We start from the raw sequence: 24598 nt of genomic DNA, 5'->3' as shown, positions 1-24598 counted from the left end.
ATACGGCAAGCTGGCCTGGTGCAAAAATATTTTCAGCTTGAAATATTTATAATTCCTTGCTACTCTAATACAGTAAAGCAAATCCCGCTGCGTGCAGCAGGCTGTTTCCAGGGGTGGGCAGCAGCCTTGCCTAGGCATGCCGGAAACGAAAGGAAGTCGATTGGTATGGAAATTATCGGAAATCCTATTGTTGTATCTGTCATCGTCATGTCTGCCCTGTGCCTCTTGAAGATTAACGTAATGCTGGCCATTCTGGTGGCCGCCATCATTGCCGGGCTTACCGGCGGCATGAATGTGGTGACTACCATCAGTACCCTGATTGCCGGCATGGGGGGCAACTCGGAAACGGCTCTGAGCTACATTCTGCTGGGCTCTTTGGCAGTGGCCATTGGCCGCAGCGGCCTGGCGGATATCGCTGCCCGGAAAATTACCAAAGTGGTGGGAACGAAAAAGACCGCTTTTGTTTTCTTGATTGCCTTTGTTTCCTGCTTCTCCCAGAACCTGATTCCTGTGCATATTGCCTTCATACCCATCCTGATTCCGCCCCTGTTGGTGGTCATGAACCATATGAAATTGGACAGACGGGCTGTAGCCTGCGCCCTGACCTTTGGCCTGAAAGCCCCCTACGTATCCCTGCCGGTAGGTTTTGGCCTGCTCTTTATGACCATCATCAAGGACCAGATGGTGGCCAACAATGTGACCGTTTCCATCAGTGACATTTCTTCTGTTATGTGGATTGGCGGGGTTTCCATGGTGGTGGGTCTGGTACTGGCTGTCTTCTTCTACAGCGGTGACCGGGAATACGAGGATCTGCCCATTACCGGCATGGATGAACACGCTGAGGAAGTAACCATGAACGCCGAATGCTGGAAAGCCCTGGCCGGCGCCGTAACGGCATTCCTGGCGCAGCTGTATTTCGAATCCCTGCCCATTGGCGCCATGTGCGGCCTTTTGGTGATGATTGTTACCGGTTCCATCAAATGGAAGGACATGGATGAAATCATTAACGGCGGTGTTGCCATGATGGGTTTCATTGCCTTCGTTATGCTGATTGCCGCCGGCTACGCCAATGTGCTGCGGGAAACCCACTCTGTAGAAGCCCTGGTGGCTGCCACCACCACCGTCATCAATACCAAATTCAGCGGTGCCTTCCTGATGCTGGCGGTGGGACTTCTGATTACCATGGGTATCGGCACTTCTTTTGGGACCATTCCCGTAGTTGCTTCCATCTACATTCCTTTGGGCTATCAACTGGGCTTTGGTACACCGGCCATCATCCTGCTGATTGGGATTGCTGCGGCCTTGGGGGATGCTGGGTCTCCTGCTTCTGACTCCACCTTGGGCCCTACCTCCGGTTTGAACGCCGATGGGCAGCACAACCATATCTGGGATACCTGCGTACCCACCTTTATTTTCTACGATATTACCCTGTTTATCGGCGGCCTGATTGGCGCCATGCTTTTGGGCTAATAAAATACCCCTTTTTAGGACTGCCGATTTCCCCGGCAGTCTTTTTTTGCCCCTTTTTCCGGAGGCGAAATTATATTATAATAAGGTATAATTATATTAGTTCGAAAATTGACCTTTGCAACATAAGAATGATTGTAGTTTCTTTGCGGAAAATGGCGGTTTTTCCAGTCACTTTGACTGAGCAAGCATAAATAAATGTGATGAATGGCCAGCAGCTGGCCCTGGTCGAAAAGCCGGGTCCGGCCTCCTGCAGGGGCCTCTGCCAAAGGCGGTCACCCGCAGGGAAGCAAGTTTGTGCGGGGAGGAATGAATATGGTTTCTTTGAAAAAAGTAATGGAAGTACTGGATGCACAGGTTGTGGTAGGCGCCAAGGAGCTGAACCGGGAAGTGAATTCTGCCTGCGGCAGCGATATGATGAGCGATGTACTGGCTTACGCCAAGGACCGGGCGGTACTGCTTACCGGACTTTTGAACATCCAGGTGGTGCGTACGGCGGACATCAGCGATATTTCCGCCATTGTCTTCGTCCGGGATAAGCATCCGGAACAGGAGGTGCTGCTGGCAGCCAAGGCCAAGAATATCCCTGTGCTCTACACCCGCTGCACCATGTTTGAAGCCTGCGGCCGGCTGTACACCCTGGGCCTTAGAGGCTGCTCTCCCAAGGACAGTACGGAGGAACTGTAACATGGAAGAGCTCTATCCGGTGGTGCCGGAGGATTTCGAACGGGCCGGAGCGGCTTCCATGGCCATCAAGGACCTGCTGAAACAGCTGGGCCTGCCTCCGGAATTTATCCGGCGGGTGGCCATTGGAGCCTACGAAGGGGAAATGAACTGCCTGATCCACGGAGGCGGCGGCCAGGTGAAGCTCCAGGTGGAGCCGGACGCCATCCGGGTCCAGGTCAGCGATGACGGCCCCGGCATCCCGGATATTCCCCAGGCCATGCAGGAAGGCTGGTCCACCGCTTCTGCCAAAATCCGCTCCATGGGCTTTGGGGCCGGCATGGGTTTGCCCAATATGAAAAAAGTGGCGGACCAGCTGGATATCCAGTCCACAGTGGGAAAGGGGACCAAGGTAACCATGACGTTTTCCCTGCCAGGGAAAACGGCGGGAAAGACAGGTGAGGCCTGATGGAGAGCTATTTGTGTTCGGTCCAGGTGGACCGGGAAAAATGCACGGGCTGTCTGCTCTGCGTCAAAAATTGCCTGGTGCAGGCCATCCGGGTCCGGCAGGGCAAAGCCCAGATTATTTCCGACAAATGCATTGATTGTGGGGAGTGCATCCGCTGCTGCCCGCCCCGGGCCATTGAGGGCCTGGCGGACCCGCTGGACCGGCTAAAGGACTACCGGGTAAACCTGGCTCTGGCCACCCCTTCCCTGTATGCCCAGTTCCCCGGGGATCTGCCGGCGTCCATTTTATGGGAAGGCTTGCGTGAAATTGGCTTTGACGGGGTCTTTGACGTGGCCCTGGCAGGGGATTATGTCAGTGGGGAAATGGAACGGTATCTGGCCCAATATCAGGGCCCCTGGCCGGTAATTTCTTCGGCTTGCCCGGCGGTGCTCCGGCTGATTCAGACCCGGTACCCGGAACTGGTTAAGCAGGTGCTGCCGGTATTGGCTCCGGCAGAAGCGGCAGCCATCTATACCCGCCGGGAGACCACCAAGCGGCTGGGCCCTGACCCGGAGCAGGTGGGCATCTGGTTTATTTCTCCCTGTCCGGCCAAGGGTACCAACATCCATCAGTCCGTGGACGTACTTCACACAGCCGTTACGGGCTCCTTTACCATTGCCTCCATTTACGGACCGTTAAGCAAGGCCGTAAAGGAACTGCGGGAAAAGCGCCACGAGTGGCCGGAAGCCACCCTGGGGTCGTCCTACGGCCTCAGCTGGGGCACCTGGGAGGGGGAAGTCCTTTCCACTGGCACCACCAGCTATGTGGCAGCCCAGGGCCCCCAGGAAGTGGACGAGCTGCTCCAGCAGATCAGCCTGAACAAGCTGTCAGAAGTACGCTATGCCTGCTGCTATAGCTGCGCCGGGGGCTGCGTAGGCGGTCCCTGCGTGGCCGTCAATAAATTTGTGGGCAATGCCCAGCTGCATCGCCGGGTCCAGCGGCGCCGGGAACGGGAACCCCAGGACCGGTTGGAAACCCTGCATCGCCACCAGGTGTGCGAGGATTTCCCCCTGTCGGAAGGCTACATCAAGGCTCTCCAGCCCCGGCCGGATCCGCCCCTGGCAGAAGATTTTCGGGAGGCGCTGGACAAGCTGTCCCAGCTGCGGCAGCTTCAGGCAGAACTTCCCCAAATCGACTGCGGAGCCTGCGGGGCACCTACCTGCAATACCCTGGCAGAAGATGTGGTTAGGGGCTATGCCCAGAAGGACGACTGCATCTTTGTGTACCGGAAAGAGTGGGGGAAAGATAGGAAAAATCAATAGGTCAGCTTTTCTATCGAAAGTTTTTCCCATTATAGCTAGCTTTGTTCTTGCAAGTTACAGAAAATATTGTTATTATTTATGGCATGGATGTCTGTCTTAAATATAGCAATTTTCAGAAATACCAAATTTCACTGCGCCTGGCAACAGGCAAAACGGGAGGAATTGCAAATGATCAATATTAACGATCGAGTCCATTGTGCAGCAGCACTGAGCAAAATCACCACGGCTGAAAAAGCCGCCGAAATTATCCAAGATGGCATGAACCTGGGCATGAGCGGTTTCACGCCCTCCGGCTATCCCAAGGCACTGCCCTTGGCTCTGGCGGAAAGAGGCAAGAAGGAACCCTTCAAGGTTAACGTATGGACGGTATTAGCTGGTCCGGAAATCGATACGGAAATGGTCAACGCCGGTATTGTAGGCAACCGTATGCCGTACCAAACCGACAAGACCTGCCGGAATGCCATCAATAATGGCCAAATTAAATACGTGGATGCCCACATCAGCCATTTCAACCAATTGGCTCGCTTTGGCTTCCTGCCGGAACGCCGGGATGTCGATGTGGCCATTATTGAAGCCTGCGCCATCAAAGACCTGGGCAAGGGCAAAATCGGCATCATCCCCACCACCAGCCTGGGCGGCAGCTGCGGCTATGTGCAGAGCGCCAAGAAGGTCATCATCGAAGTCAATGTGACCCAGCCGGTGGAATTGGAAGGTATGCATGACTGCTACGTTCCCCTGGATCCTCCGTACCGGAAAATCATCCCCATTGAAAAGCCGGAAGATTTGATTGGTACTCCGTACATTCCCTGCGACCTGGACAAGGTAGCGGCCATTGTTCCCTGCGACATTCCGGATAAACCCAGCAAATTGTCTGCCGTAGACGACGATGCCCGGGCTATGGGCCAGAACCTGGTAGACTTCTTCAAGGCAGAAGTCAAGGCCGGCCGTCTGCCCAAGAACCTGCTGCCGCTGCAATCCGGCGTAGGCTCTGTAGCCAATGCTGTTATCAACGGCCTGGTAAACTCCGATTTTGAGGACCTGACCGTATTTACGGAAGTTATCCAAGACGGGATGTTCGACCTGATTGATGCCGGCAAGCTGAGAGTGGCTTCTGGCGCTTCCCTGACCCCGTCCGCTCCGTATATGGAAAAACTGTACAAGAACTTTGACAAATATAAGAAACACCTGATCCTGCGTCCGCAGGAAATTTCCAACAACCCGGAAGTGTTGCGCCGTTTGGGCGTTATTGCTATGAACACCGCCATTGAATGCGATATCTACGGCAACATCAACTCCTCCCACATCTGCGGCACCAACATCATGAACGGTATCGGCGGCAGCGGTGACTTTGCCAGAAACGGCTACCTGACGGTATTCTTTACCAACAGCATGGCCAAGGGCGGCAAGATCAGCTCCGTGGTTCCCTTCTGCTCCCATATCGACAGCACCGAACACGATGTGGACATTATCGTTTCCGAACGGGGCGTTGCCGACCTGCGCGGCCTGTCCCCGAAAGAAAGAGCACCCATCATCATCGACAAGATTGCCAACCCCAAATACCAGCCCCTGCTGAAGGATTACTTTGAACGGGCCTGCGTAGCCTGCCATAACAGCCAGACCCCGCACATCCTGGAAGAAGCGTTCTCCTTCCATGAACGTCTACTGAAAACTGGCACCATGGAAGTGAAGTAAAACCCAATTTTCCGAAAACATGTGGCAACACAATGATATTTATGTTACAATTACCGTGTTTTGGTTTTTCGCATAAATAATCATGTTTGAGGAGGTGCGTGTATTTGACAACACAAGAAAAAATCGATGATATGTTTGCCCGCTACGAAAAAATCGAAGCCGGCGGCGGTGCCAAGAGAGTCGGCAAGCAGCATGACTCTGGCAAAATGACTGCCCGGGAACGGATTGCCGCATTTTTGGATGAAGGCAGTTTCGTGGAACTGGATAAATTCGTAGAACACCGGTGCACCAATTTCGGACAGGAAAAGAAATATCTGGCTGGAGACGGTGTAGTAACTGGTTATGGCACGGTTAACGGTCGCACAGTATTTGTTTTCGCACAGGATTTCACCGTAGAAGGTGGCTCTTTGGGCGAAATGCACGCCAATAAAATTGCAAAAGTTCAAGAAATGGCTTTAAAAACTGGAGCTCCCATTGTGGGCATGGCCGATTCCGGCGGTGCCCGCATTCAGGAAGCCACGGATGCCCTGGCAGGCTTTGGTAAGATGTTCAAGCAGAATACCATGTCCTCCGGGGTAATCCCCCAGATTTCCGCCATCATGGGACCCTGTGCCGGCGGCGCCGTGTACAGCCCGGCCCTGACGGACTTCATCTACATGGTGAAGAAAAGCTCCAAGATGTTCATTACCGGACCGGAAGTGGTGAAATCCGTTACCGGCGAGGATGTGGGCCAGGAAGACCTGGGTGGTACCTTTACCCACAGCACCCGCTCTGGCGTAGCTGATTTTGCGGCCGAAAACGATGCAGACTGCCTGGAACAGATCCGGTACCTGCTGAGTTTCCTGCCTTCCAACAACCGGGAAAACCCGCCTGTGTACGACACCGGCGACAGCGCTTTCCGGATGGATGAGTCCCTGAACACCATCATCCCCGATGGTTCCCACCTGCCCTACGATATGTACAAGGTTATCCGTAGCATTGTGGATAATGGGGAGTATGTGGAACCCCACCGGATGTATGCCCGGAACATCATCACCTGCCTGGCCCGTCTGGACGGCTCTACGGTGGGCATCATTGCCAACCAGCCCCGGATTATGGCCGGCTGCCTGGACATCAACGCTTCGGATAAGGCTGCCCGCTTCATCCGTTTCTGCGATGCGTTCCGGATTCCCCTGATCAACATCGTGGACGTGCCTGGGTTCCTGCCCGGTACGGACCAAGAATACGGCGGCATTATCCGCCACGGTGCCAAAATGCTGTACGCCTACTGTGAAGCAACCGTTCCCAAGATTACCCTGGTAACCCGGAAAGCTTACGGCGGCGCATATCTGGCCATGTGTGCCCAAGACCTGGGTGCCGATCACGTTATCGCCTGGCCCACGGCAGAAATTGCCGTAATGGGACCCCAAGGCGCTGCCAAGATTATTTTCCGTCATGATCCCGATGTGGAACAGAAGACGGAAGAATACATCAACAACTTCGCTACCCCTTATTATGCTGCTAAGCATGGTATGGTGGAAATGGTCATCGAACCGAAGACCACCCGTCCTACCCTGATTAAAGCATTGCGCATGCTCAAGAGCAAGCAGGAAGACCGTCCTAAGAAAAAGCACGGCAATATCCCGCTGTAATTTGGTGCTGCGCACCCCTTGACCCACAAAACGACCAAGAGGAAAGAGAGGTGAGGTAATGACAGAGAATCCGTTGCTTATTGCAGCCATCAATCTGACGATTGTTTTTGGCGTGCTGATTGTGTTGGGCATTATGATGACCCTTGTCCATGCAATCGATCCAACGAAGAAAAAATAACCTGTCTACACAATTCAAATGCAGTGTCTAGACTGCCCTTCAGCTGCAGTTTCTAGAGGCTCATGAGCCGCATACGGGCCAATCGCCCGCGGCGCTACTCATCTCTCTCTACCTTGGTTTTCGCAGCGTGCTGCTTGTTTGTATGTTGAAATCGAAGCGGGAAGCAATTTGCCAAGCAAAAGCATCCGTTCCGCTGGGATTTTGATATAAACCATTTTTTCCATTTAGAGGAAAGCGAGGTGACGTACATGACCGACAACCCGTGGCTGATTGCCGTGATCAACATGACAATCGTGTTCGGCGTGCTGATTATACTGGGCATCATGATGACCATCATCCATATGATTGACCCGACAAAAAAGAAAGCTGCCGCAAAAAAAAAGCCTGTAGCTGCTAAGCCGGCTCCTTCCGTTGCTGCCAACAAACGGCAGGAAGAAGAAAAAGTAGCGGCTATCGCCGCTGTCCTGGCAATGGTACAGGACGAAGATGATGCTGTTGCAGCCGCCCTGATGGCCGCTATCGCACAGCATAAGAAAATGATGGAACCTATGGCTCTGCCTCATCATTTCTTTTAAGGAATCGTTGAGGGGCGATTCGTGATGGACCACATTCTATTTTTCCAAAATTCGAGGAGGGTTTTCTAATGAAAAAGTTCAATGTTAACGTAAATGGCACTGTATACCAAGTGGAAGTTGAAGAAGTTGGCGGTACTGTAAGCGCAGCTCCTGCTGCTCCTGCTGCTCCTGCCGCTGCTGCTCCTGTAGCTGCTGCTCCTGTAGCCGCTCCTGCTGCTCCTGCTGCTGCTCCTGCTCCGGCTCCTGCCGCTGCTCCCTCTCCTGCTGCTGCCCCGGCTGCTCCTGCTGGTGCCAACACCATCGAAGCTCCTATGCCTGGTAAGGTTCTGTCCGTAAACGTTAAACCTGGCGACAAAGTTGAAGCTGGCGATGTCCTGCTGATTCTGGAAGCCATGAAAATGCAGAATGAAATTATGGCTCCTGAAGATGGCACCGTTACCGACGTTCGCGTAAACGCTGGTGACACCGTTGCTACTGGCGACGTAATGGTAATTCTCTAATTCCTTGCGCCACCAATCTAAAGGAGGATATTAAAATATGGATGCTTTTCTGGTAGCCCTTGCTTCTGTCATCAACGACAGCGGCTTCGTGGCTTTTACCACAGGCAATGCCATCATGATGCTGGTAGGCTGTGTCCTGCTGTATCTGGCAATCGTAAAGGGTTTCGAGCCGTTGCTGCTGACCCCGATTGCGTTCGGCTGCCTGCTGGCTAACGTACCCCGCACCGGTTTCGAAACCGATCCTGGTGTAATGCAATTGATCCTGGGCGGTATCAAATACGAAGTATTCCCGCCGCTGATTTTCATGGGCGTAGGCGCCATGACCGACTTCGGTCCCCTGATTGCCAACCCCAAAACCCTGCTCCTGGGCGCAGCTGCCCAGGCCGGCGTATTCGTTGCCCTGCTGGGTGCAATGCTGCTGGGCTTCAACGTGCGTGAAGCTGCTGCTATCGGCATCATCGGTGGTGCTGACGGCCCGACTTCCATTTACCTGGCAACCAAGATGGCTCCCCATCTGCTGGGCGCAATCGCTGTAGCTGCTTACTCCTACATGTCCTTGGTTCCCCTGATTCAGCCTCCTATCATGAAGCTGTTCACCACCAAGAAAGACCGTCAGATCAAAATGGCTCAGCTGCGTACGGTAACCCACTTCGAAAAAGTGGTTTTCCCGATTATGTGCACCATTTTCATCTCCCTGCTGCTGCCCTCCGTTTGCTCTCTGATCGGTATGCTGATGCTGGGCAACCTGTTCACTGAATCCGGCTGTATGGACCGTCTGTCCGATACCGCACAAAATGCTTTGATGAACACGGTTACCATTATGCTGGCTACTGGTACTGGTTTGACCATGAAGTCTGAAAGCTTCCTGACCACCCAAACCCTGCTGATTATCTTCTTGGGCCTGGTTGCTTTCGCCGGTGGTACTGCTGTTGGCGTTATCTTCGGTAAACTGATGTGCATCGTTGACGGTGGCAAGACCAACCCGCTGATCGGCAGTGCCGGTGTATCCGCAGTGCCTATGGCTGCCCGTGTTTCCCAGATTGTGGGACAACAGGCCAACCCTGGCAACTTCCTGCTGATGCATGCTATGGGCCCCAACGTGGCTGGTGTAATTGGTACGGCAGTTGCTGCTGGTACCATGCTGGCAATGATTGGACCTGCACAATAAGCTTTAACCTGAAAAGTGGTTATGACAGAAATGTCATAACCACTTTTTTTAATGAGTTAACGCAAAAACAAGGCTCCTTTTAAAGAGAAGGGGCCTTGTTTTGTCAGGCAGCCCTTCTGCTTCAGGCCCATACCGATACTTTACCAAGGGACGGAACAGAAATTTCCCGGCTCTTTCCCGAAATTCCCCAGAATCCCAAGAAATGCCTTACTTTACGGGTAAATTTTGATATAATAAGGAAGTTAAGGATTTTTAGGTGAGGAATGAAGAAATGAAGGAGAAACACGTGGAAGAATACAAGGAATATTCAACAGTCAGTAAGGAACGACGGTATTTGCAGTGGGCGGCCCTGGCCGTAATTGGCATTTCTTGGGCCTACGAAGGGTACCATACCTTTGCCCTGTACCAGTTCAGCCTGATGGGCTGGGGCTACAATGTGCTGTTTTTGCTCCTGTGGTGCTGGCGCTGTATGTTTGATTATACGGTGGTGCTTACCGGCAAGGACCTGCGGGTGATTATGTATGGCCTGGGCATTGAGCGCCGGATGACCGTCCATTTAAAAGATATGGAAAGTTTTTCCAATCAGTATAAGCGGAGCTTTTTCCGCAAAACTGCCATCAAAAAGTATGTGCACCGCTATTCTTCCATCGATCCCAATCCCCAGCGGATCCTGGTGTATAGGGAGAACGGCAAATTGTGCGCCCTGCTGTTCAAATCCAGCGGTAAGCTGATGCAGCTGCTGGCAGAGCGGTACCCCAAGCAGTACCTGCAATTCCCGGAATAAAGGAGAATGGTTGTGAATACGTATATTGGAACCGTGGTGGCCATTCATGGCCAGCAGGCACGAGTAAAAATTGAACAAAAGCCAGGGGAGCAGCGCCCCAAGCAGCTGGATTGCTGGAACGCCTGCGAAGCCAAGCGGGGAATGCGGGTCCTGGTGGAACGCCAGGAAGTAGAAGCTGGCAAGGCCAAACTCATTGCCCGGGGCATTCCTGTGCTGACCGCAGTGGCCGGGGCGGCTTTTGGACGGGCTATGGCCCACTTTTTCCCCCTGCCCCAGTGGCAGGTGGTGCTGGGCAGCACTGTTATCTGGCTGCTTTTGGGCTGGAACTACGCCCGGAATTTTCGCAAGGTGGTCAATCCCCGGGGTGCCCAGTGGACCGTTACCGGGTACTACAGCGATGGGATGATTCCTGGTGTGGACGACCCGGTTTCTTCTGAGGAGGAATAAGCATGCTGGGCGCAAAAAATGGATTGTGGCTGGTAGGAGCCCTGGCGGCAGGGGCTGTGATGGGAGGGCTTGTGGCAGAAAGCCTCCAGGCGTCCCAAGTACTGGGCCCCATTACGGATACCCTGGTGCGGCAGTACCAGATTATTTCCGTGCCGCCGGTGGATGTGGATTTGTACATTGCCAAGCTGACCATCGGCTTTACCTTTTCTCCCAACCTGGTGGCGATTGTTGGCATGGTGCTGGGAGCCATTATTTATAACAAGTTATAAGGAGGACCTATGGAGATACTTTTGGCTTCTGCTTCTCCCCGCCGGCTGGAACTGCTGCGTCAGGCGGGCCTGAATCCCCGGGTGGTGGTAAGCCACTGCGAAGAACTGAAGGAAAGCGCTTCTCCGGAGGATCTGGTGCTGCACAATGCTCTGGCCAAGGGGCGGGCTGTGGCCTCCCAGGAAAACCCTTCAGCTCTGGTGATTGCCGCCGATACGGTGGTAGCGGTGGACGGGAAAATCCTGGGCAAACCCCAGGATACCAAGGACGCTGCCCGGATGCTGCGGCTGCTCAGCGGCCGGACCCATCAGGTACTTACCGGGGTAGCCCTGTTTTACCGGGGGCAGGAGAAAGCCCGGGTGGACGTGACAGAGGTGACTTTTGCACCCTTGACGGACCAGCAGATCGCCTGGTACATTGGTACTGGGGAACCCCTGGATAAAGCCGGAGCCTACGGCATTCAGGGAAAAGCAGCACTTTTTATACCCACTATACACGGGTCCTACAGTAATGTGGTAGGACTTCCCTTAGCAACTTTACTTACACTATTCGCAGAAATGGACGTGATGCAAGATGACACACTATTTGATCAAGGAAATGCTGCCGGAGGAACGGCCTCGTGAAAAAATGCTGGCGCTGGGACCCCAGGCCCTGACCCCTCGGGAACTTTTGGCCATTCTCATTGGCAGCGGCACCAAGGGCCGGTCGGCCCTGGATATTGCCGGAGAACTGGTAGGGGACCTGCTGAAGGATGAAGCCCTGGCCCGGACCCAGGACCTGCAGGAACTGACGGTGGTTCATGGGCTGGGTCCCAGCAAGGCGGCGGTGATTATGGCTGCCCTGGAGCTGGGCCGCCGGGTGGCCGCCAACAGCAAGCCCAAAATGGGCCTGATCCGCTGCCCGGAAGACGGGGCCATGCTGGTGATGAGCCGGCTGCGCCACGAAAACCAGGAACATTTTCAGGTAATCCTGCTCAACAGCAAAGGGCGGGTAACGGCCATCAAGGAAATCTCCCAAGGCTCCCTGAACGCGTCGGTGGTCCATCCCCGGGAAGTGTTTGCTCCGGCGGTGGTGCATCATGCAGCGGCCCTTTTGGCCGTGCACAACCATCCTTCCGGGGATCCCACGCCCAGCCAGGAAGACCGGGACCTGACCCGGACCCTGGTCAAGGCCGGAGAAATTTTGGGCATTCCCGTGGTGGACCATTTGGTCATCGGGGATGGGGTCTACTATAGTTTTAAGGAACATGATTTGATTTAGGCCGGCAGCTGCCGGAAATATAGAAAAGAAAGGGAGGGGAAACCCATGCTGGAATTTTTTGATTCGCTGCATACGGATGTGGGCATTGATTTGGGTACGGCCAATACCCTGATTTGCCTGAAGCACCAGGGAATCGCCCTCCAGGAACCGTCCGTGGTGGCGGTGGATGACCGTACCGGCAAGGTACTGGCGGTGGGCAAGGCTGCCAAACAGATGGTGGGCCGGACGCCCCAGGGCATCAGTACGGTACGGCCCCTGCGCCACGGGGTAATTGCCGATTTTGAACTGGCGGCGGTGATGCTGCGGCACCTGCTCCGGCAGGCTCTCCAAAAGCGTTCCTTTGTCCGCAGCCGGGCGGTGATCAGCGTTCCCTGCGGAGTGACCAATGTGGAACGACGGGCGGTCATCGATGCGGCCCTGGAAGCCGGGGTCAAGGAAGCCTACCTGCTGGAAGAACCTTTGGCTGCGGCTCTGGGGGCAGGCCTGCCCATTAAGGAAGCCACCGGGCTTATGGTGGTGAATCTGGGAGGCGGCACCACGGAAGTGGCGGTCATCTCCCTGGGCCAGATTGTCTTCTCCCGAACCCTCCGGCTGGGCGGCGCAGAAATGGATGATGCTCTTGTACGGGCTATCAAGAAAAAGTATAATCTTCTTATCGGTGAACAGATGGCGGAAACCATCAAGCTTGAAATTGGAACCCTGCGAAAAACAACCCCCAGCGCTGTGATGGAAATCCGGGGCCGGGACCTGCTGACAGGGCTCCCCCAAAGCCGCCTTTTGGATCAGAACCAGGTCCGGGAAGCCCTATTGGAACCGGTGCGCAGCATTGTGGAGACCATTCGGGGAACCCTGGAACAGATGCCGTCCGAAATGGCGGCAGATGTGCTGGATCGGGGCATTGTGCTCACCGGCGGGGCCGCCCTGCTGCGGGACCTGGACTGGGTACTGACCCGGGAAACGGGTCTGACGGTAGTGGTGGCCGAAAACGCCCTGGGCTGTGTGGCCCTGGGCACAGGACGAGCTGCGGAAAATATGAATCTGTTCCATAAGGGACATCGACCGGCGGGGAGCAAATGAGAAAGCGACGAGTGGTAATGAAGAAGGAGAGAAAAATACGGCTGGCAGTGGTGGCTGCCATTGTCCTGGTACTGGGCGGCGTAGGCTGGGACCTGCTGCATCATTTTGCAGCGGGCAACACCGTGCTTTCCACCCTTTCCCGGCCCGTGAACTTTATTGTGGGCGGCCTGGGCAAAGGGGTACAGGGGGCCTCCGACTTCTTGACGAACCGCAATGGGGTGGCCAAGGAAAACAAGGACCTGAAACGGGAAAATGAGGAGTTGCGCCAAAGCAACGCAGAGCTTTTGGCCATGAAGGCGGAAAATGTCCGCTTGGCCAAACTGCTGAAGTTTACGGAACTTCATCCTGCCTGGCAGACCACCCCGGCCAAGGTCATCAGCCGGGACCTGGGGGATTTCAAGGACGTGATCCTGATTGATAAGGGCAGCGACGACGGCCTCCAGATGAATATGCCGGTGGTGAACAGCTCCGGCCTGATAGGCATTATCGATGGGGTGTATCCCCATATGGCCAAAGTACTGCTGATTTCCAGCCCCAGAAGCCGGATTGGCGGCCTGAACCTCCGGGGAGATTCTCGGGCGGCGGGAATCGTCAACGGCGTGGCCGGGCCGGACCAGCAGCTGGAAATGCGGAACTTGACTCGGAACGCAGATGTGCTGCCGGGGGATACCATTGTGACCAGCGGTTACAGCGGCTACAATCCTGGAGGCATCATCATTGGCACCATTGAGGAAGTCCGCATGGACCCTGGGGGCCTGACTAAGAGTGCTTCCATTGCTCCAGCGGTGGATTATGCCCATTTGGAGGAAGCCCTGGTCATTACCAACTTCCATGGGTTTGCAGATTTCCTCCGGGAGGAAGGGAAGGACCCTGATGTGCCCGCTTCCAAAGGAGGCAGATCATGATCCTGCGCGCCTTGGCTTGGCTGTTTTTTACCCTGTTTTTGTTTAGTTTGGAAAATCATTGGTTTATGTTTTTCACCACCACCCAGTCTCCTGACTTGCTGCTGCTCTTCCTCCTGCTCTACGCGCTGGACCAGGGAGAGCGGGGCGGCACGTTCTACGGACTGGGTATTGGTGCATTATTGGATGTGGTCACGTTCAGCTATTTTGGCTGGCATATGGTGACCCGGGTTTTTATCGGCTACGTGGTGGGAAAGAACCGGCTGAATATGTTTGCAGACCGGCTGCCCACCTATTTGATTTTGACCTTTATGGTAACCTTGCTTTTGCGGGTGGCAACCTCCCTGTTTTTGTGCATCATGCAGGGCAGGTGGCTCCCTTTTTGGCCGTTTTTGGTGCTGACGGTGAAAAGTATAGGCTGGAATCTGATCTGTGCCCCGGTCATGTGGTTTTTGTACCACAAGCTGAAACAACGGCTCCACAGTCGGATGGATTATTATTATCATCTGTAGGAGAAACGCTGTGCTGAATAAAAAGTTTGCTTACCGTCTGGAATTCCTGCTGTTTTCCGGCGTTATCATTATCTGCATCCTGATTGGGCGGATGTTCTACCTGCAAATCCTGCGGGGCAGCTACTACAGCCGTCAGGCAGAAGGGAACCGGACCCGCTACACCCGGATTGTGGCCCCCCGGGGCATTATCTACGACTGCAACGGGGAAGAACTGGCCAACAACAAGCCGGGCTTTATGATTTCCTTAGTGCGCCGTTCCGACGGCTACAACAAGGAAACTCTGGAGCGGTTGTCCGTTATTTTGAACCTGCCCATGGAGAAAATCCAGGATACCATCAAGCTCCATTCCGTAGGGGCGGAACCCATCCGGCTGGTACGGAATGCTTCTCCGGAAGTGGTGGCCAAGATTGAAGAAAATCTGCGCTACCTGCCCGGGGTAATGGTGGAAGTGCAGCCGGTGCGGTACTATCCCAACAAGGAGCTGGCCGTCCACGTACTGGGGTATGTGGGGGAAGTCAGCGATTACGAAATTGAACAAGGGGTGTACAGCGACCTGAAAGCCGGGGACATTATCGGCAAGGCAGGCCTGGAAAGCTACTATGACGCCAACCTGAGAGGGGAAGACGGCAGCTACCGGGAAGAAGTGGACGTGGTGGGCCGTGTGGTCCAGGTCATGGATAAGGTGGAGCCCAAGCCCGGGGAGGGCCTGGTGCTCACCATCGATGCCAAGCTCCAGAAAATCACGGAAGAAGCGGTGGACCGCCAGCTGAAGGCCATTGGGGCCCGGGGCTGCGCCGTGGTGGTGCTGGACCCCAACAACGGGGAAGTGAAGGCCCTGGTCTCCCGGCCGGGCTTTGACCCCAACTGGTTTGTGAACGGCATCAGCGAAAAGAACTGGAACTACCTGAATACGGACCCTTTCCATCCCATGACCGACAAGGCCATTGCCGGGGAATATCCTCCCGGTTCTACGTTTAAGATTGTCACCGGTTCGGCGGCATTGGAAGAAAAGAAGGTAACTCCGGACGAACTGATCTACGACTCCGGCCGGCACTGGCTGATTGATATGCGCAACGCCGGCGGGGAAGCCCTGGGGTATATCAACTTCAAACGGGCCCTGGCGGCTTCCGATAACGTGTACTTCTACGAAATGGGCAACCGACTGGGCATCAATCTGATTGACAAATACGCCAAGGACTTTGGCTTTGGACAGCGGACGGGCATTGACCTTCACGGGGAAGCCGAGGGGCTTATTGCTACGCCGGAATACAAGAAGAAAGTGTTTGACGAAGACTGGTATTTGGGGGATACCTTCAATACCGCCATTGGCCAGGGCTTTACCCTGGCAACCCCCATTCAGGTGGCGGAAATGATGAGTGCGGTGGCTACCGACGGCCGTCGCTTTAAGCCCCATCTGGTCAGCAAGATCATCAACGATGACGGCAGTGTGGACCAGACCTTTGAACCGGTGGAGGAGGGGAAACTGCCGGTTTCGGAGGCTACCCTGAAACTGGTGCAGGAAGGCCTGGAAGCCGTTACGGAAGAAGGCGGTACCGCTTCTTCCCTGAAGAACCTGCCGGTGGCCGTAGCGGGCAAGACCGGTACGGCAGAAAACCCCCATGGCTTGGACCATGGCTGGTTTGCCGCCTATGCCCCAGCCAAGAAACCTCAGCTGGTAGTGGTGTGCATTGTGGAACAGGGCAGTTACGGTGCCGTGTCCGCAGTGCCTATTGTCAAAAGTATTTTGGAATATGCCTTTACGGATCCCCGGGTACGCCGGGAAGGCAACAAGAAATAAGGAGCAGCTATGCGGATACAGATCAAAAAATATTTTCGCAATATCGATATGCCGCTGCTGGTCAGTGTCCTGCTGCTGATTACCATTGGCATTATCCTGATTGGCAGCGCCACCCACGCCAATGTGCCCGGCCCCAAGCGCTACAGCTTTGTGCTGCGGCAGCTGAGCTTTGCGGGCATCAACCTGGTGCTGGGGGCTTTCCTCCTGCGGTTTGATTACCGGGTGCTGAAACAGTTGGCCCGGCCCCTCTACATTTTCAACATCGTCATGCTGCTGTGCGTCATGCTCTTTGGCAAAAGTGCCCTGGGCGCCCAGCGCTGGCTGCAGCTGGGACCCATCAGCATCCAGCCCAGTGAGTTTGCCAAGGCCATTATGATTATCGCCCTGTCCTCCTACGTGGACGACCGGCTGCCGCTTTTAACGGATTTTCGTAGCTGGCTGCCGGTATTTGGCTACGTGCTGGTGCCCTTCCTATTTGTTATGAAGCAGCCCGACCTGGGAACCTCTTTGGTTTTCCTGGCCATTTTGTTGGGCACCATGATTGTCTGCGGCTTTAAGCTCCGCTATTTTTTGGCCATGGGCGGTCTGGGTCTTGCTTCAGCGCCCCTGGTCTGGCGGGTGCTTCACGAGTACCAGCGGAACCGGATCCGGGTATTTTTGAACCCTGGCCTGGAGCCCTACGGCAGCGGCTACCACGTAATCCAGTCCATGATTGCCATTGGCTCCGGCCTGTTTTTTGGCAAGGGACTGTTCCAGGGAACCCAGAGCCAGTTAAACTTCCTGCCGGAAAACCACACGGACTTTATTTTTGCGGTGGCCGGGGAAGAATTTGGCTTTATCGGGGTAACGATTATCCTGCTGCTTTACGGGGTGGTGGTGTACCGGGGCATCAAGATTGCCCTGCATGCCTCCGATGACTTTGGCACCCTATTGTCCGTGGGCATCGTATCCATGTTTTTGTTCCATATTCTGGTGAATGTGGGCATGACCAGCGGCATTATGCCCGTTACCGGCGTGCCCCTGCCCTTTATGAGCTACGGCGTCAGCTCCCTGACCACCAATATGCTGATGGTCACCCTGCTGCTGAACATCAACGCCCATCATCAGACATTACGTTTTCATTAAGGAGAGACCATGAAAAAAGATTTTCCTATCGATATACTCAGCGCTGTAGAAAAACCGGCCCGTTATACGGGAATGGAATTCGGCAGCATTGTCAAATCCGAAGCCGAAACGGAGGTTTCCTTCTGCCTGGCTTTCCCGGACACCTACGAAATCGGCATGAGCTACCTGGGTTTTAAAATCCTGTACGCCTGCCTGAATGCTGTGGAAGGGATTGCCGCCGAGCGGGCTTTTGCCCCTTGGGTGGATATGGAGGAAAAAATGCGGGAGCGGAAGCTGCCCTTGGCCTCTTTGGAAAATTCCCGGGCCCTGAAGGATTTTGACCTGGTGGGCTTTACCCTGCTGTACGAAATGTCCTATTCCAACATTGTGAATATGCTGGATATGGGCGGGGTGCCCATTTGGGCCAAGGACCGGACCCTGGACGATCCCTTTGTCTGTGCCGGGGGCTGCTGTGTGTTTAACAGCGAACCCTTGGCAGATTTCCTGGATTTCTGCATGCTGGGGGATGGGGAAAAGATTATTGTGGAAGTCTCCCTGCTGTACCGGGATTGGAAGCGGGAAGGCAAGCCTGGAGGCCGGAAGGAATTTCTGCGCCGGGTTTCCCAGATTCAGGGGGTTTACGTACCCAGCTTTTATGATGTCACCTATAACGAGGATGGTACCCTGAAGGCCTATACCCCCAATGAACCTACGGCACCGGAAGTGGTGTACAAACGGGTGGAGCAGGATGTGGACGGCCTGGCCTTTCCTACCAATCCCATTGTGCCCTACAGTGATACGGTCCACGACCGGATTATGCTGGAATTGTTCCGGGGTTGCACCCGGGGCTGCCGGTTCTGCAATGCCGGCATGATCTACCGGCCCATCCGGGAACGGCGGCCGGAAACGGTGCTGAAGCTGGCGGAGAAACTGGTGCCGGCAACGGGCTACAACGAAATTTCCCTGTTCTCCCTGAGCACCGCGGATTATTCTTACCTGGAACCGTTAACCCAAAAGCTGATTTCCGAGTTCAAAAAGGACCGGGTCAGCGTGTCCCTGCCCTCCCTGCGTATTGACAGCTTCTCCGTAAAATTGGCCCAGGAGGTCCAGGCGGTGCGGAAAAGCGGGCTGACCTTTGCTCCGGAAGCGGGCAGCCAGCGGATGCGGGACGTCATCAACAAGGGTGTAACGGAAGAAGACCTGATGAACGCCGTGGGGGCAGCCTTTGCCAACGGCTGGTCCCAGGTGAAGCTGTACTTTATGATTGGCCTGCCCACGGAAACCGACGAGGACGTCTTGGCCATTGCCAAGCTGGCCCAAATGGTCCAGTGGAAGTACAAGCAGGTTACCGGCAAGGGCGGCGCCAAGGTTACGGTCAGCGTGGCCAACTTTGTGCCCAAGCCCTATACGCCCTTCCAGTGGGCCGGCCAGAATACCAAGGCTGAATTTGACCGGAAGCACATGCTGCTCAAGAATGCCTTCGCCAAATTGAAGAACATCAATTACCAATACCACGATTCCCGTACCAGCCTGATGGAAGGGGTCCTGGCCCGGGGTGACCGGCGGCTGGGAAAAGCCATCTATCTGGCCTGGCAGCGGGGCGCCAAGTTTGACAGCTGGGGTGAGTTCTTTGACTATGACCGGTGGAAACAGGCCATTGAAGACGTGGGCCTTACCATGGACTTCTACAACAGCCGGCCCCGGGGCGAAAAGGAAGTGTTCTCCTGGGAGCATACCAGCTGCGGAGTGACCCGGCAGTTCCTGTGGAGCGAACTGGAAAAGGCCAAACGGGCGGACCTGACCCATGACTGCCGGCGGGATACCTGCACGGGCTGCGGGGTCTGCCAGAAACTGAACGTAAAAATCATCGATTGGAAGGAGACGGAAGCATGAAATTACGGCTGCAGATAACCAAAGAGCCGGGCATCCGCTTCATTTCCCATCTGGAATACCAGCGGAGCCTGGAAAAAGCCATCCGGCGGGCGGACCTACCGGTGGCCTATTCGGAAGGCTTCAATCCCCATATGAAGTTTTCCCTGGCATCGGCCCTTAGCGTGGGCGTTACCAGCACCTGCGAGTTTGCCGAGGTACGGCTGGTGGAAGAGCGGCCCCTGGAGGAGCTGGTAACTGCCCTCAAGGCAGCCCTGCCCATGGGCATCCGGATTGTCAAGGCGGACCTGGCGGACGACAAGGCCCCCATGCTCATGGCCTCCGCCCAAGGGGCCAGCTACCAGGTGGAGGTACCCTGCCCGGAAGACCCGGCAGCGGGTATTGCGGCCTTTAACCAGGCCTCAGAGGTGCCCTACACCAAAACCCACAACAAGGCCAAGGGAAAACCCAAAACCATCAACGTCAAGGACTTTATTCCCCAGGTGGACGCAGCCTGGCAGGATGGGGTCCTGAAGCTGGCTTTTGACTGCCGTATCACACCTACGGGCAGCATGAAAGCGTCCCAGCTCCTGGAAATTCTGGAAAAGGATTTTGGGGTGGGACTGTCCTTCAATGAAGCCGATATCCGCCGTACGGACCTGTTCGGACGGGATGCGGCGGGGCATAAAACCTCGCTAATCGGCACGGCGCAGCCATGACCAAGATCATTTATGTCAGTGTCCGGCCCGAAGAAACCCGCATGGGCCTGGTGGAGGAAGGACGTCTCCGGGACTATGCGGTGGAGCGTAGGAACACGGACAACTTGGTGGGAAATGTGTATCGGGGCCAGGTGTGCAATGTGGTTCCTGGGATACAGGCCGCCTTTGTAGATTTGGATGTAGGCAAAAACGGTTTTTTGACCTTAAAAAAAGAGGAAAAACTCTCTCAGGGTCAAATGATATTGGTACAGGTAGTGAAGGATGCCCGGGGCAGCAAGGGCCCGGCCATTACCCGGAATATTACCCTGCCGGGCCGGTATGTGGTGCTGGAGCCCTTTGGCTCCCGGATTTCCCTGTCCCGGAAAATCGAGTCCAAGACCAAGCGCAGCCAGCTGCGGGAATGGGCTTCCCAGGTGCTGCCGCCCAAGATGGGCCTGGTGCTCCGGACCGCCGCAGCCAGTGCGGACAAGAAGGAAATCCAGGCAGACGTGGAAAACCAGCTCCACAGCTGGAAAATCCTCCTGCGCCGGAGCAAATTGGGGCGGGGACCCCATCTATTGTACCGGGAACTGGACCTGTCCATCCGGATGATTCGGGACTACGTGACGGAAGATGTGCAGAAGATTGTGGTGGACGATGTAACCATCTACCATACCCTGACCAATATGCTAAAGGAAATGGGGCTGCCCCAAATTGAGGTGAAGCTCTACAGTGGTACCGATGACCTGTTTTCCAGTTACCAGCTGGATGAGGAAATCGAAAGTATGTCGGACCGGGTGGTGTGGCTGCCGGGAGGCGGCTACCTGGTATTTGACTATACGGAAGCCATGACCGTAGTGGACGTCAACAGCGGCCGCTACTCGGGAGGTGGGGACCGGGATGAAACCGGTATGGCCACCAACCGGGAAGCGGCTGTGGAAATTGCCCGGCAGCTGCGGCTTCGGGATATCGGCGGCATTATTGTGGCCGACTTTATTGATATGGACACCCAGGAGGAGCAGGAGGAAATCCTGCAAATCCTGCGGAAGGAATTTGCTTCCGACAAAATGAAACCCAAGGTGATTGATATTACCTCTCTGAACCTGGTGGAAATGACCCGGATGAAGGCCCGGAAAAACCTGGCCAGCGTCCTGTACAGCACCTGTCCCACGTGCCGGGGCAGCGGCCGGGTTCTTTCCCCGGAAACGGTGTACGTGGAAATCCGCCGCCGGCTCCGGAGCATTTTTGCAGAGGGCAATATGAGTCATTCGCTGCTGATTACCGTTCATCCCATGGTCTACAGCTGGATCATGGAACAGGGCGTCAAGGATATGGAACGGGAATTCAGCTGCAAAATCAAAACCGCCAGTGACGCGGCGCTGGATATAGGAGTCTTTACCATCCTGGCAGCGGATCACTGAGCCAGGAGGTGGCAGGCATGAATCTGGAAATACCGGCATATGTGCAAAAAGTAATGGAGCTCCTGCGTTCCCACGGCTTTGAAGCCTACGTGGTGGGCGGAGCAGTCCGGGATTTGCTGCTGGGGCGCACTCCGGACGACTACGACGTGGTGACCAACGCCCGGCCGGACGAAATCCAGCTTTTGGCAGAAAAGGCCCAGATTCCTGTGGTCAGAGACCTGGGCCAGAACTTCGGGGTGGTAATCCTGGTTTCCGACCGTATGGCGGTGGAAGTGGCCTCCTACCGGAACGAAACCTACGGCAGTGCCGATGCCCACCGGCCGGCAGAGGTCTGGTACTGTGAAACCCTGGAAGAGGACCTGGGACGCAGGGATTTTACCATCAACGCCCTGGCCCTGGATCAACAGGGGAATATTATCGATTATTACGACGGGCTCAGCGACCTGCGGGGCCGGGTGCTGCGCACGGTGGGCAATGCCAACAAGCGGTTTCAGGAGGATGCCCTGCGGATGTTCCGGGTCTGCCGTTTTGTGGCCCAGCTGGGCTTTACCCCGGATGAAAAGATTCTGCCGGCCATTCAGGCCAACCTGGCCCGGACGGAAGGCTTGTCCCTGGAGCGGGTGCGGACGGAGCTGAACAAGACCCTGTGCGGCACCTACGCCGGACGGGGCATGGACCTAATGGTGCGCAGCGGGCTGGCGGCTGAAAGCTGCCGGGTCCGGCACGGGGGAACCTGGAGTCAGGTGCCCATTTTGCCGGAGCTGCTGGATTTGGTAGGGGTGGAGCAAAATCCCCTTTACCATCGGTACGATGTGTGGAACCATACGGCGGCTGCCCTGGATCAGGGAGACCGGACTCTGCCGGTGGGCTGGGCTATTTTGCTCCACGATATTGCCAAGGGCCGGGAAGGGGTCCGGGGCATCAACAAGGAGGGCCAGCCCTGCGACTATGGCCACGAGGTGGTGGGAGCCAAAATGGCCCATGCCATTTTGGCTCGGCTGCAGCTGCCGGGAAAACTGGCGGACCGGGTGGCCTGGCTGGTAAAGAACCATATGCACTTTGGCTTTGCCATGGCCCAAACCGACGCCCAGACCTGGCGCTGGCTGCGCAAGGAGGCCCGCAGCGGCCATTTTCGGCTGAACAAGGAAATGGCCGAAGCCTTTAAGCAGCTGACCGCCCTGTGCACCGCCGATGTGGCAGCGGCCAATGCCGGTCAGACGGATATTATCCATGCCCAGATGTACGGCAAGCGCTTGGTTTCCATGGCCTATTTGATGCCCGTGCACACGTCAGACCTGAATTTCACCGGTTGGGATGCCTTAAAGGCAGGGGCCCAGCCCAAACAGCTCCGGGAACTGATGCCCGTTCTGCTCCAGCGGGTCCAGGACCTGAAACTGGAAAACGAACCGGAAGCCTTGGAACAGGCTGCAAAGAATTGGGTTATACGTCAAAAAAACAAAAAATAGGTAAAATCATACACTGAGAGATATGTTTTTTCGTATCCCTCAGTTTTTTTTTATGAGACAAATACTTTTGGGTATAGACAATACAGAAAAATTGTGAGAATATATAGGTGTACGTGTTGCCAATTTTATGGGGAATGAATGTCAAAAATAAGTAAAATTGATAAAAATTATTAGAATTAACATAGAATTGGCAAAAAAAGCGCAAATTAATCACTTGAGATTTAAAAAAAAATTATTTGTGCTATAATCAACGTGTACTATGAAAAAGCAGGTCTACCGGAATTCGAATTGAAAAAATACTCAATTACAAAGGGGGATGGATTATTTCATTAGAGGAGGGTTCCGGACGTTTCAAAACTAGTATGGATCTTAAGGAGGTTTTTGCTTTGAGTAAAGTAATGACGTTAAAAGACGCAGTTGCCAAGTATGTGCATAGTGGTGATCATATCGCCCTGGGCGGTTTCACAACTGACCGGAAACCGTATGCTGCCGTTTATGAAATCTTAAGACAAGGTATCACCGATTTGACTGGTCTGGGCGGCGCTGCCGGCGGCGACTGGGATATGCTGATCGGCTGCGGCCGGGTAAAGGCATATATCAACTGCTATACTGCCAACTCCGGTGTTACCAACGTTTCCAGACGGTTCAGAAAATGGTTTGAAGCTGGCAAACTGATCATGGAAGACTATTCCCAGGATGTAATCTACATGATGTGGCATGCTGCTGCACTGGGTCTGCCCTTCCTGCCTGTAACCCTGATGCAAGGCTCCGGCCTGACCGATGAATGGGGCATCAGCAAGGAAGTCCGCAAGACTTTGGACAAGGTTCCTGATGACAAATTCGTTTATATTGATAACCCCTTCAAAAAAGGCGAAAAAGTTGTTGCTGTTCCTGTTCCGCAAATTGATGTAGCTATTATCCATGCACAACAGGCTTCTCCGGACGGCACTGTACGCATTTGGGGCGGCAAATTCCAGGATGTGGATATTGCCATGGCTGCCAAATACACGATCGTTACTGCTGAAGAAATCATCAGCAATGAAGAAATCAGAAGAGATCCTACTCAGAATGACATTCCCGGCATGTGCGTAGATGCTGTTGTTCTGGCTCCTTATGGTGCACATCCTTCTCAATGCTATGGTATGTATGACTATGATAATCCGTTCCTGAAGGTTTATGACAAAGTCAGCAAGACCCAGGAAGACTTCGATGCTTTCTGCAAAGAATGGGTGTTTGACCTGAAAGATCATGACGAATACCTGAACAAACTGGGTGCTACCCGTTTGATCAACCTGAAAGTAGTTCCTGGCCTGGGCTACCATATCGACATGACGAAGGAGGACAAATAA

Annotated in this window: 24 protein-coding genes; all 24 read left to right on the top strand. The window is 54.7% G+C overall.

Annotated features, from left to right (window positions below):
* Positions 1 to 165 precede the first annotated feature (165 nt).
* The 24 genes from C7E10_RS05400 to gctA all read left to right on the top strand — a co-directional run bounded on the left by C7E10_RS05400 (position 166) and on the right by gctA (position 24598).
* On the top strand, positions 166 to 1470 hold the full coding sequence (locus C7E10_RS05400) for a Na+/H+ antiporter family protein (RefSeq protein WP_105326318.1): 1305 nt from the start codon (positions 166 to 168) through the stop codon (positions 1468 to 1470).
* Positions 1471 to 1782: 312 nt separating this feature from the next.
* A complete protein-coding gene (locus C7E10_RS05395) occupies positions 1783 to 2154 on the top strand; it encodes a DRTGG domain-containing protein (protein ID WP_105326317.1) in 372 nt (123 codons plus the stop codon).
* A 1-nt stretch (position 2155) separates the two neighbouring features.
* Positions 2156 to 2599, top strand: a complete 444-nt coding sequence (locus tag C7E10_RS05390; protein WP_105326316.1) for an ATP-binding protein — start codon at positions 2156 to 2158, stop codon at positions 2597 to 2599.
* Positions 2599 to 3900 carry a [Fe-Fe] hydrogenase large subunit C-terminal domain-containing protein gene (locus C7E10_RS05385; protein ID WP_231086364.1) on the top strand — a complete coding sequence of 434 codons (1302 nt, stop codon included), beginning with the start codon at positions 2599 to 2601 and terminating at the stop codon, positions 3898 to 3900. Before C7E10_RS05390 ends, C7E10_RS05385 begins: the two co-directional genes overlap by 1 nt.
* 168 nt (positions 3901 to 4068) lie before the next feature.
* The gene (locus C7E10_RS05380) at positions 4069 to 5592 is read left to right on the top strand and encodes a succinyl-CoA:acetate CoA-transferase ScpC (protein WP_105326314.1); all 1524 of its coding nucleotides are present in this window, start codon (positions 4069 to 4071) and stop codon (positions 5590 to 5592) included.
* A 131-nt stretch (positions 5593 to 5723) separates the two neighbouring features.
* Positions 5724 to 7223 carry a methylmalonyl-CoA decarboxylase subunit alpha gene (gene mmdA, locus C7E10_RS05375; RefSeq protein ID WP_199614499.1) on the top strand — a complete coding sequence of 500 codons (1500 nt, stop codon included), beginning with the start codon at positions 5724 to 5726 and terminating at the stop codon, positions 7221 to 7223.
* A 426-nt stretch (positions 7224 to 7649) separates the two neighbouring features.
* The gene (gene gcdD, locus C7E10_RS05365) at positions 7650 to 7976 is read left to right on the top strand and encodes a sodium ion-translocating glutaconyl-CoA decarboxylase subunit delta (RefSeq protein ID WP_105326312.1); all 327 of its coding nucleotides are present in this window, start codon (positions 7650 to 7652) and stop codon (positions 7974 to 7976) included.
* 68 nt (positions 7977 to 8044) lie between these two features.
* Positions 8045 to 8476, top strand: a complete 432-nt coding sequence (gene gcdC, locus C7E10_RS12440) for a sodium ion-translocating glutaconyl-CoA decarboxylase subunit gamma (protein WP_105326311.1) — start codon at positions 8045 to 8047, stop codon at positions 8474 to 8476.
* Positions 8477 to 8513: 37 nt separating this feature from the next.
* Complete coding sequence (gene gcdB / locus C7E10_RS05355; protein WP_105326310.1) at positions 8514 to 9644, top strand: sodium ion-translocating glutaconyl-CoA decarboxylase subunit beta; 1131 nt, start codon at positions 8514 to 8516, stop codon at positions 9642 to 9644.
* Positions 9645 to 9915: 271 nt separating this feature from the next.
* Entirely contained in the window at positions 9916 to 10428 is a 513-nt protein-coding gene (locus C7E10_RS05350; RefSeq protein ID WP_105326309.1) for a hypothetical protein, read from the top strand.
* 12 nt (positions 10429 to 10440) lie between these two features.
* A complete protein-coding gene (locus tag C7E10_RS05345) occupies positions 10441 to 10875 on the top strand; it encodes a SoxR reducing system RseC family protein (protein WP_105326308.1) in 435 nt (144 codons plus the stop codon).
* Positions 10876 to 10877: 2 nt separating this feature from the next.
* A complete protein-coding gene (locus C7E10_RS05340) occupies positions 10878 to 11144 on the top strand; it encodes a DUF4321 domain-containing protein (RefSeq protein WP_105326307.1) in 267 nt (88 codons plus the stop codon).
* 9 nt (positions 11145 to 11153) lie between these two features.
* A complete protein-coding gene (locus tag C7E10_RS05335; RefSeq protein ID WP_105326306.1) occupies positions 11154 to 11765 on the top strand; it encodes a Maf family protein in 612 nt (203 codons plus the stop codon).
* A complete protein-coding gene (gene radC / locus C7E10_RS05330; RefSeq protein WP_231086360.1) occupies positions 11716 to 12402 on the top strand; it encodes a RadC family protein in 687 nt (228 codons plus the stop codon). The genes C7E10_RS05335 and radC overlap by 50 nt, the downstream gene beginning before the upstream one ends.
* A 45-nt stretch (positions 12403 to 12447) precedes the next feature.
* A complete protein-coding gene (gene mreB, locus C7E10_RS05325; protein ID WP_105326305.1) occupies positions 12448 to 13479 on the top strand; it encodes a rod shape-determining protein in 1032 nt (343 codons plus the stop codon).
* Complete coding sequence (gene mreC, locus C7E10_RS05320; protein WP_231086358.1) at positions 13476 to 14384, top strand: rod shape-determining protein MreC; 909 nt, start codon at positions 13476 to 13478, stop codon at positions 14382 to 14384. The genes mreB and mreC overlap by 4 nt, the downstream gene beginning before the upstream one ends.
* On the top strand, positions 14381 to 14893 hold the full coding sequence (gene mreD / locus C7E10_RS05315; RefSeq protein WP_105326303.1) for a rod shape-determining protein MreD: 513 nt from the start codon (positions 14381 to 14383) through the stop codon (positions 14891 to 14893). Before mreC ends, mreD begins: the two co-directional genes overlap by 4 nt.
* A gap of 10 nt (positions 14894 to 14903) precedes the next feature.
* Complete coding sequence (gene mrdA / locus C7E10_RS05310; RefSeq protein WP_105326302.1) at positions 14904 to 16691, top strand: penicillin-binding protein 2; 1788 nt, start codon at positions 14904 to 14906, stop codon at positions 16689 to 16691.
* A gap of 9 nt (positions 16692 to 16700) precedes the next feature.
* Positions 16701 to 17816: a rod shape-determining protein RodA gene (rodA, locus tag C7E10_RS05305; RefSeq protein WP_105326301.1), complete on the top strand. Its 1116-nt coding sequence runs from the start codon at positions 16701 to 16703 to the stop codon at positions 17814 to 17816.
* A gap of 9 nt (positions 17817 to 17825) precedes the next feature.
* Positions 17826 to 19688 (top strand): TIGR03960 family B12-binding radical SAM protein, encoded by a 1863-nt coding sequence (locus C7E10_RS05300; protein WP_105326300.1) that lies wholly within the window; start codon positions 17826 to 17828, stop codon positions 19686 to 19688.
* Positions 19685 to 20383, top strand: coding sequence for a TIGR03936 family radical SAM-associated protein (locus C7E10_RS05295; protein WP_105326299.1), 699 nt, complete (start codon positions 19685 to 19687; stop codon positions 20381 to 20383). The genes C7E10_RS05300 and C7E10_RS05295 overlap by 4 nt, the downstream gene beginning before the upstream one ends.
* Positions 20380 to 21783: an Rne/Rng family ribonuclease gene (locus C7E10_RS05290; protein ID WP_105326298.1), complete on the top strand. Its 1404-nt coding sequence runs from the start codon at positions 20380 to 20382 to the stop codon at positions 21781 to 21783. The genes C7E10_RS05295 and C7E10_RS05290 overlap by 4 nt, the downstream gene beginning before the upstream one ends.
* 17 nt (positions 21784 to 21800) lie before the next feature.
* The gene (locus C7E10_RS05285; protein WP_105326297.1) at positions 21801 to 23249 is read left to right on the top strand and encodes a CCA tRNA nucleotidyltransferase; all 1449 of its coding nucleotides are present in this window, start codon (positions 21801 to 21803) and stop codon (positions 23247 to 23249) included.
* Positions 23250 to 23635: 386 nt separating this feature from the next.
* Complete coding sequence (gctA, locus tag C7E10_RS05280; protein WP_105326524.1) at positions 23636 to 24598, top strand: glutaconate CoA-transferase subunit A; 963 nt, start codon at positions 23636 to 23638, stop codon at positions 24596 to 24598.

It is taken from the genome of Acidaminococcus hominis, assembly GCF_900291475.1.
In the GTDB taxonomy this organism is placed as follows: Bacteria; Bacillota; Negativicutes; order Acidaminococcales; family Acidaminococcaceae; genus Acidaminococcus; species Acidaminococcus hominis.
Note: the sequence above shows the minus strand (reverse complement) of the source record. Positions and strands in the feature narration are given on the sequence as shown.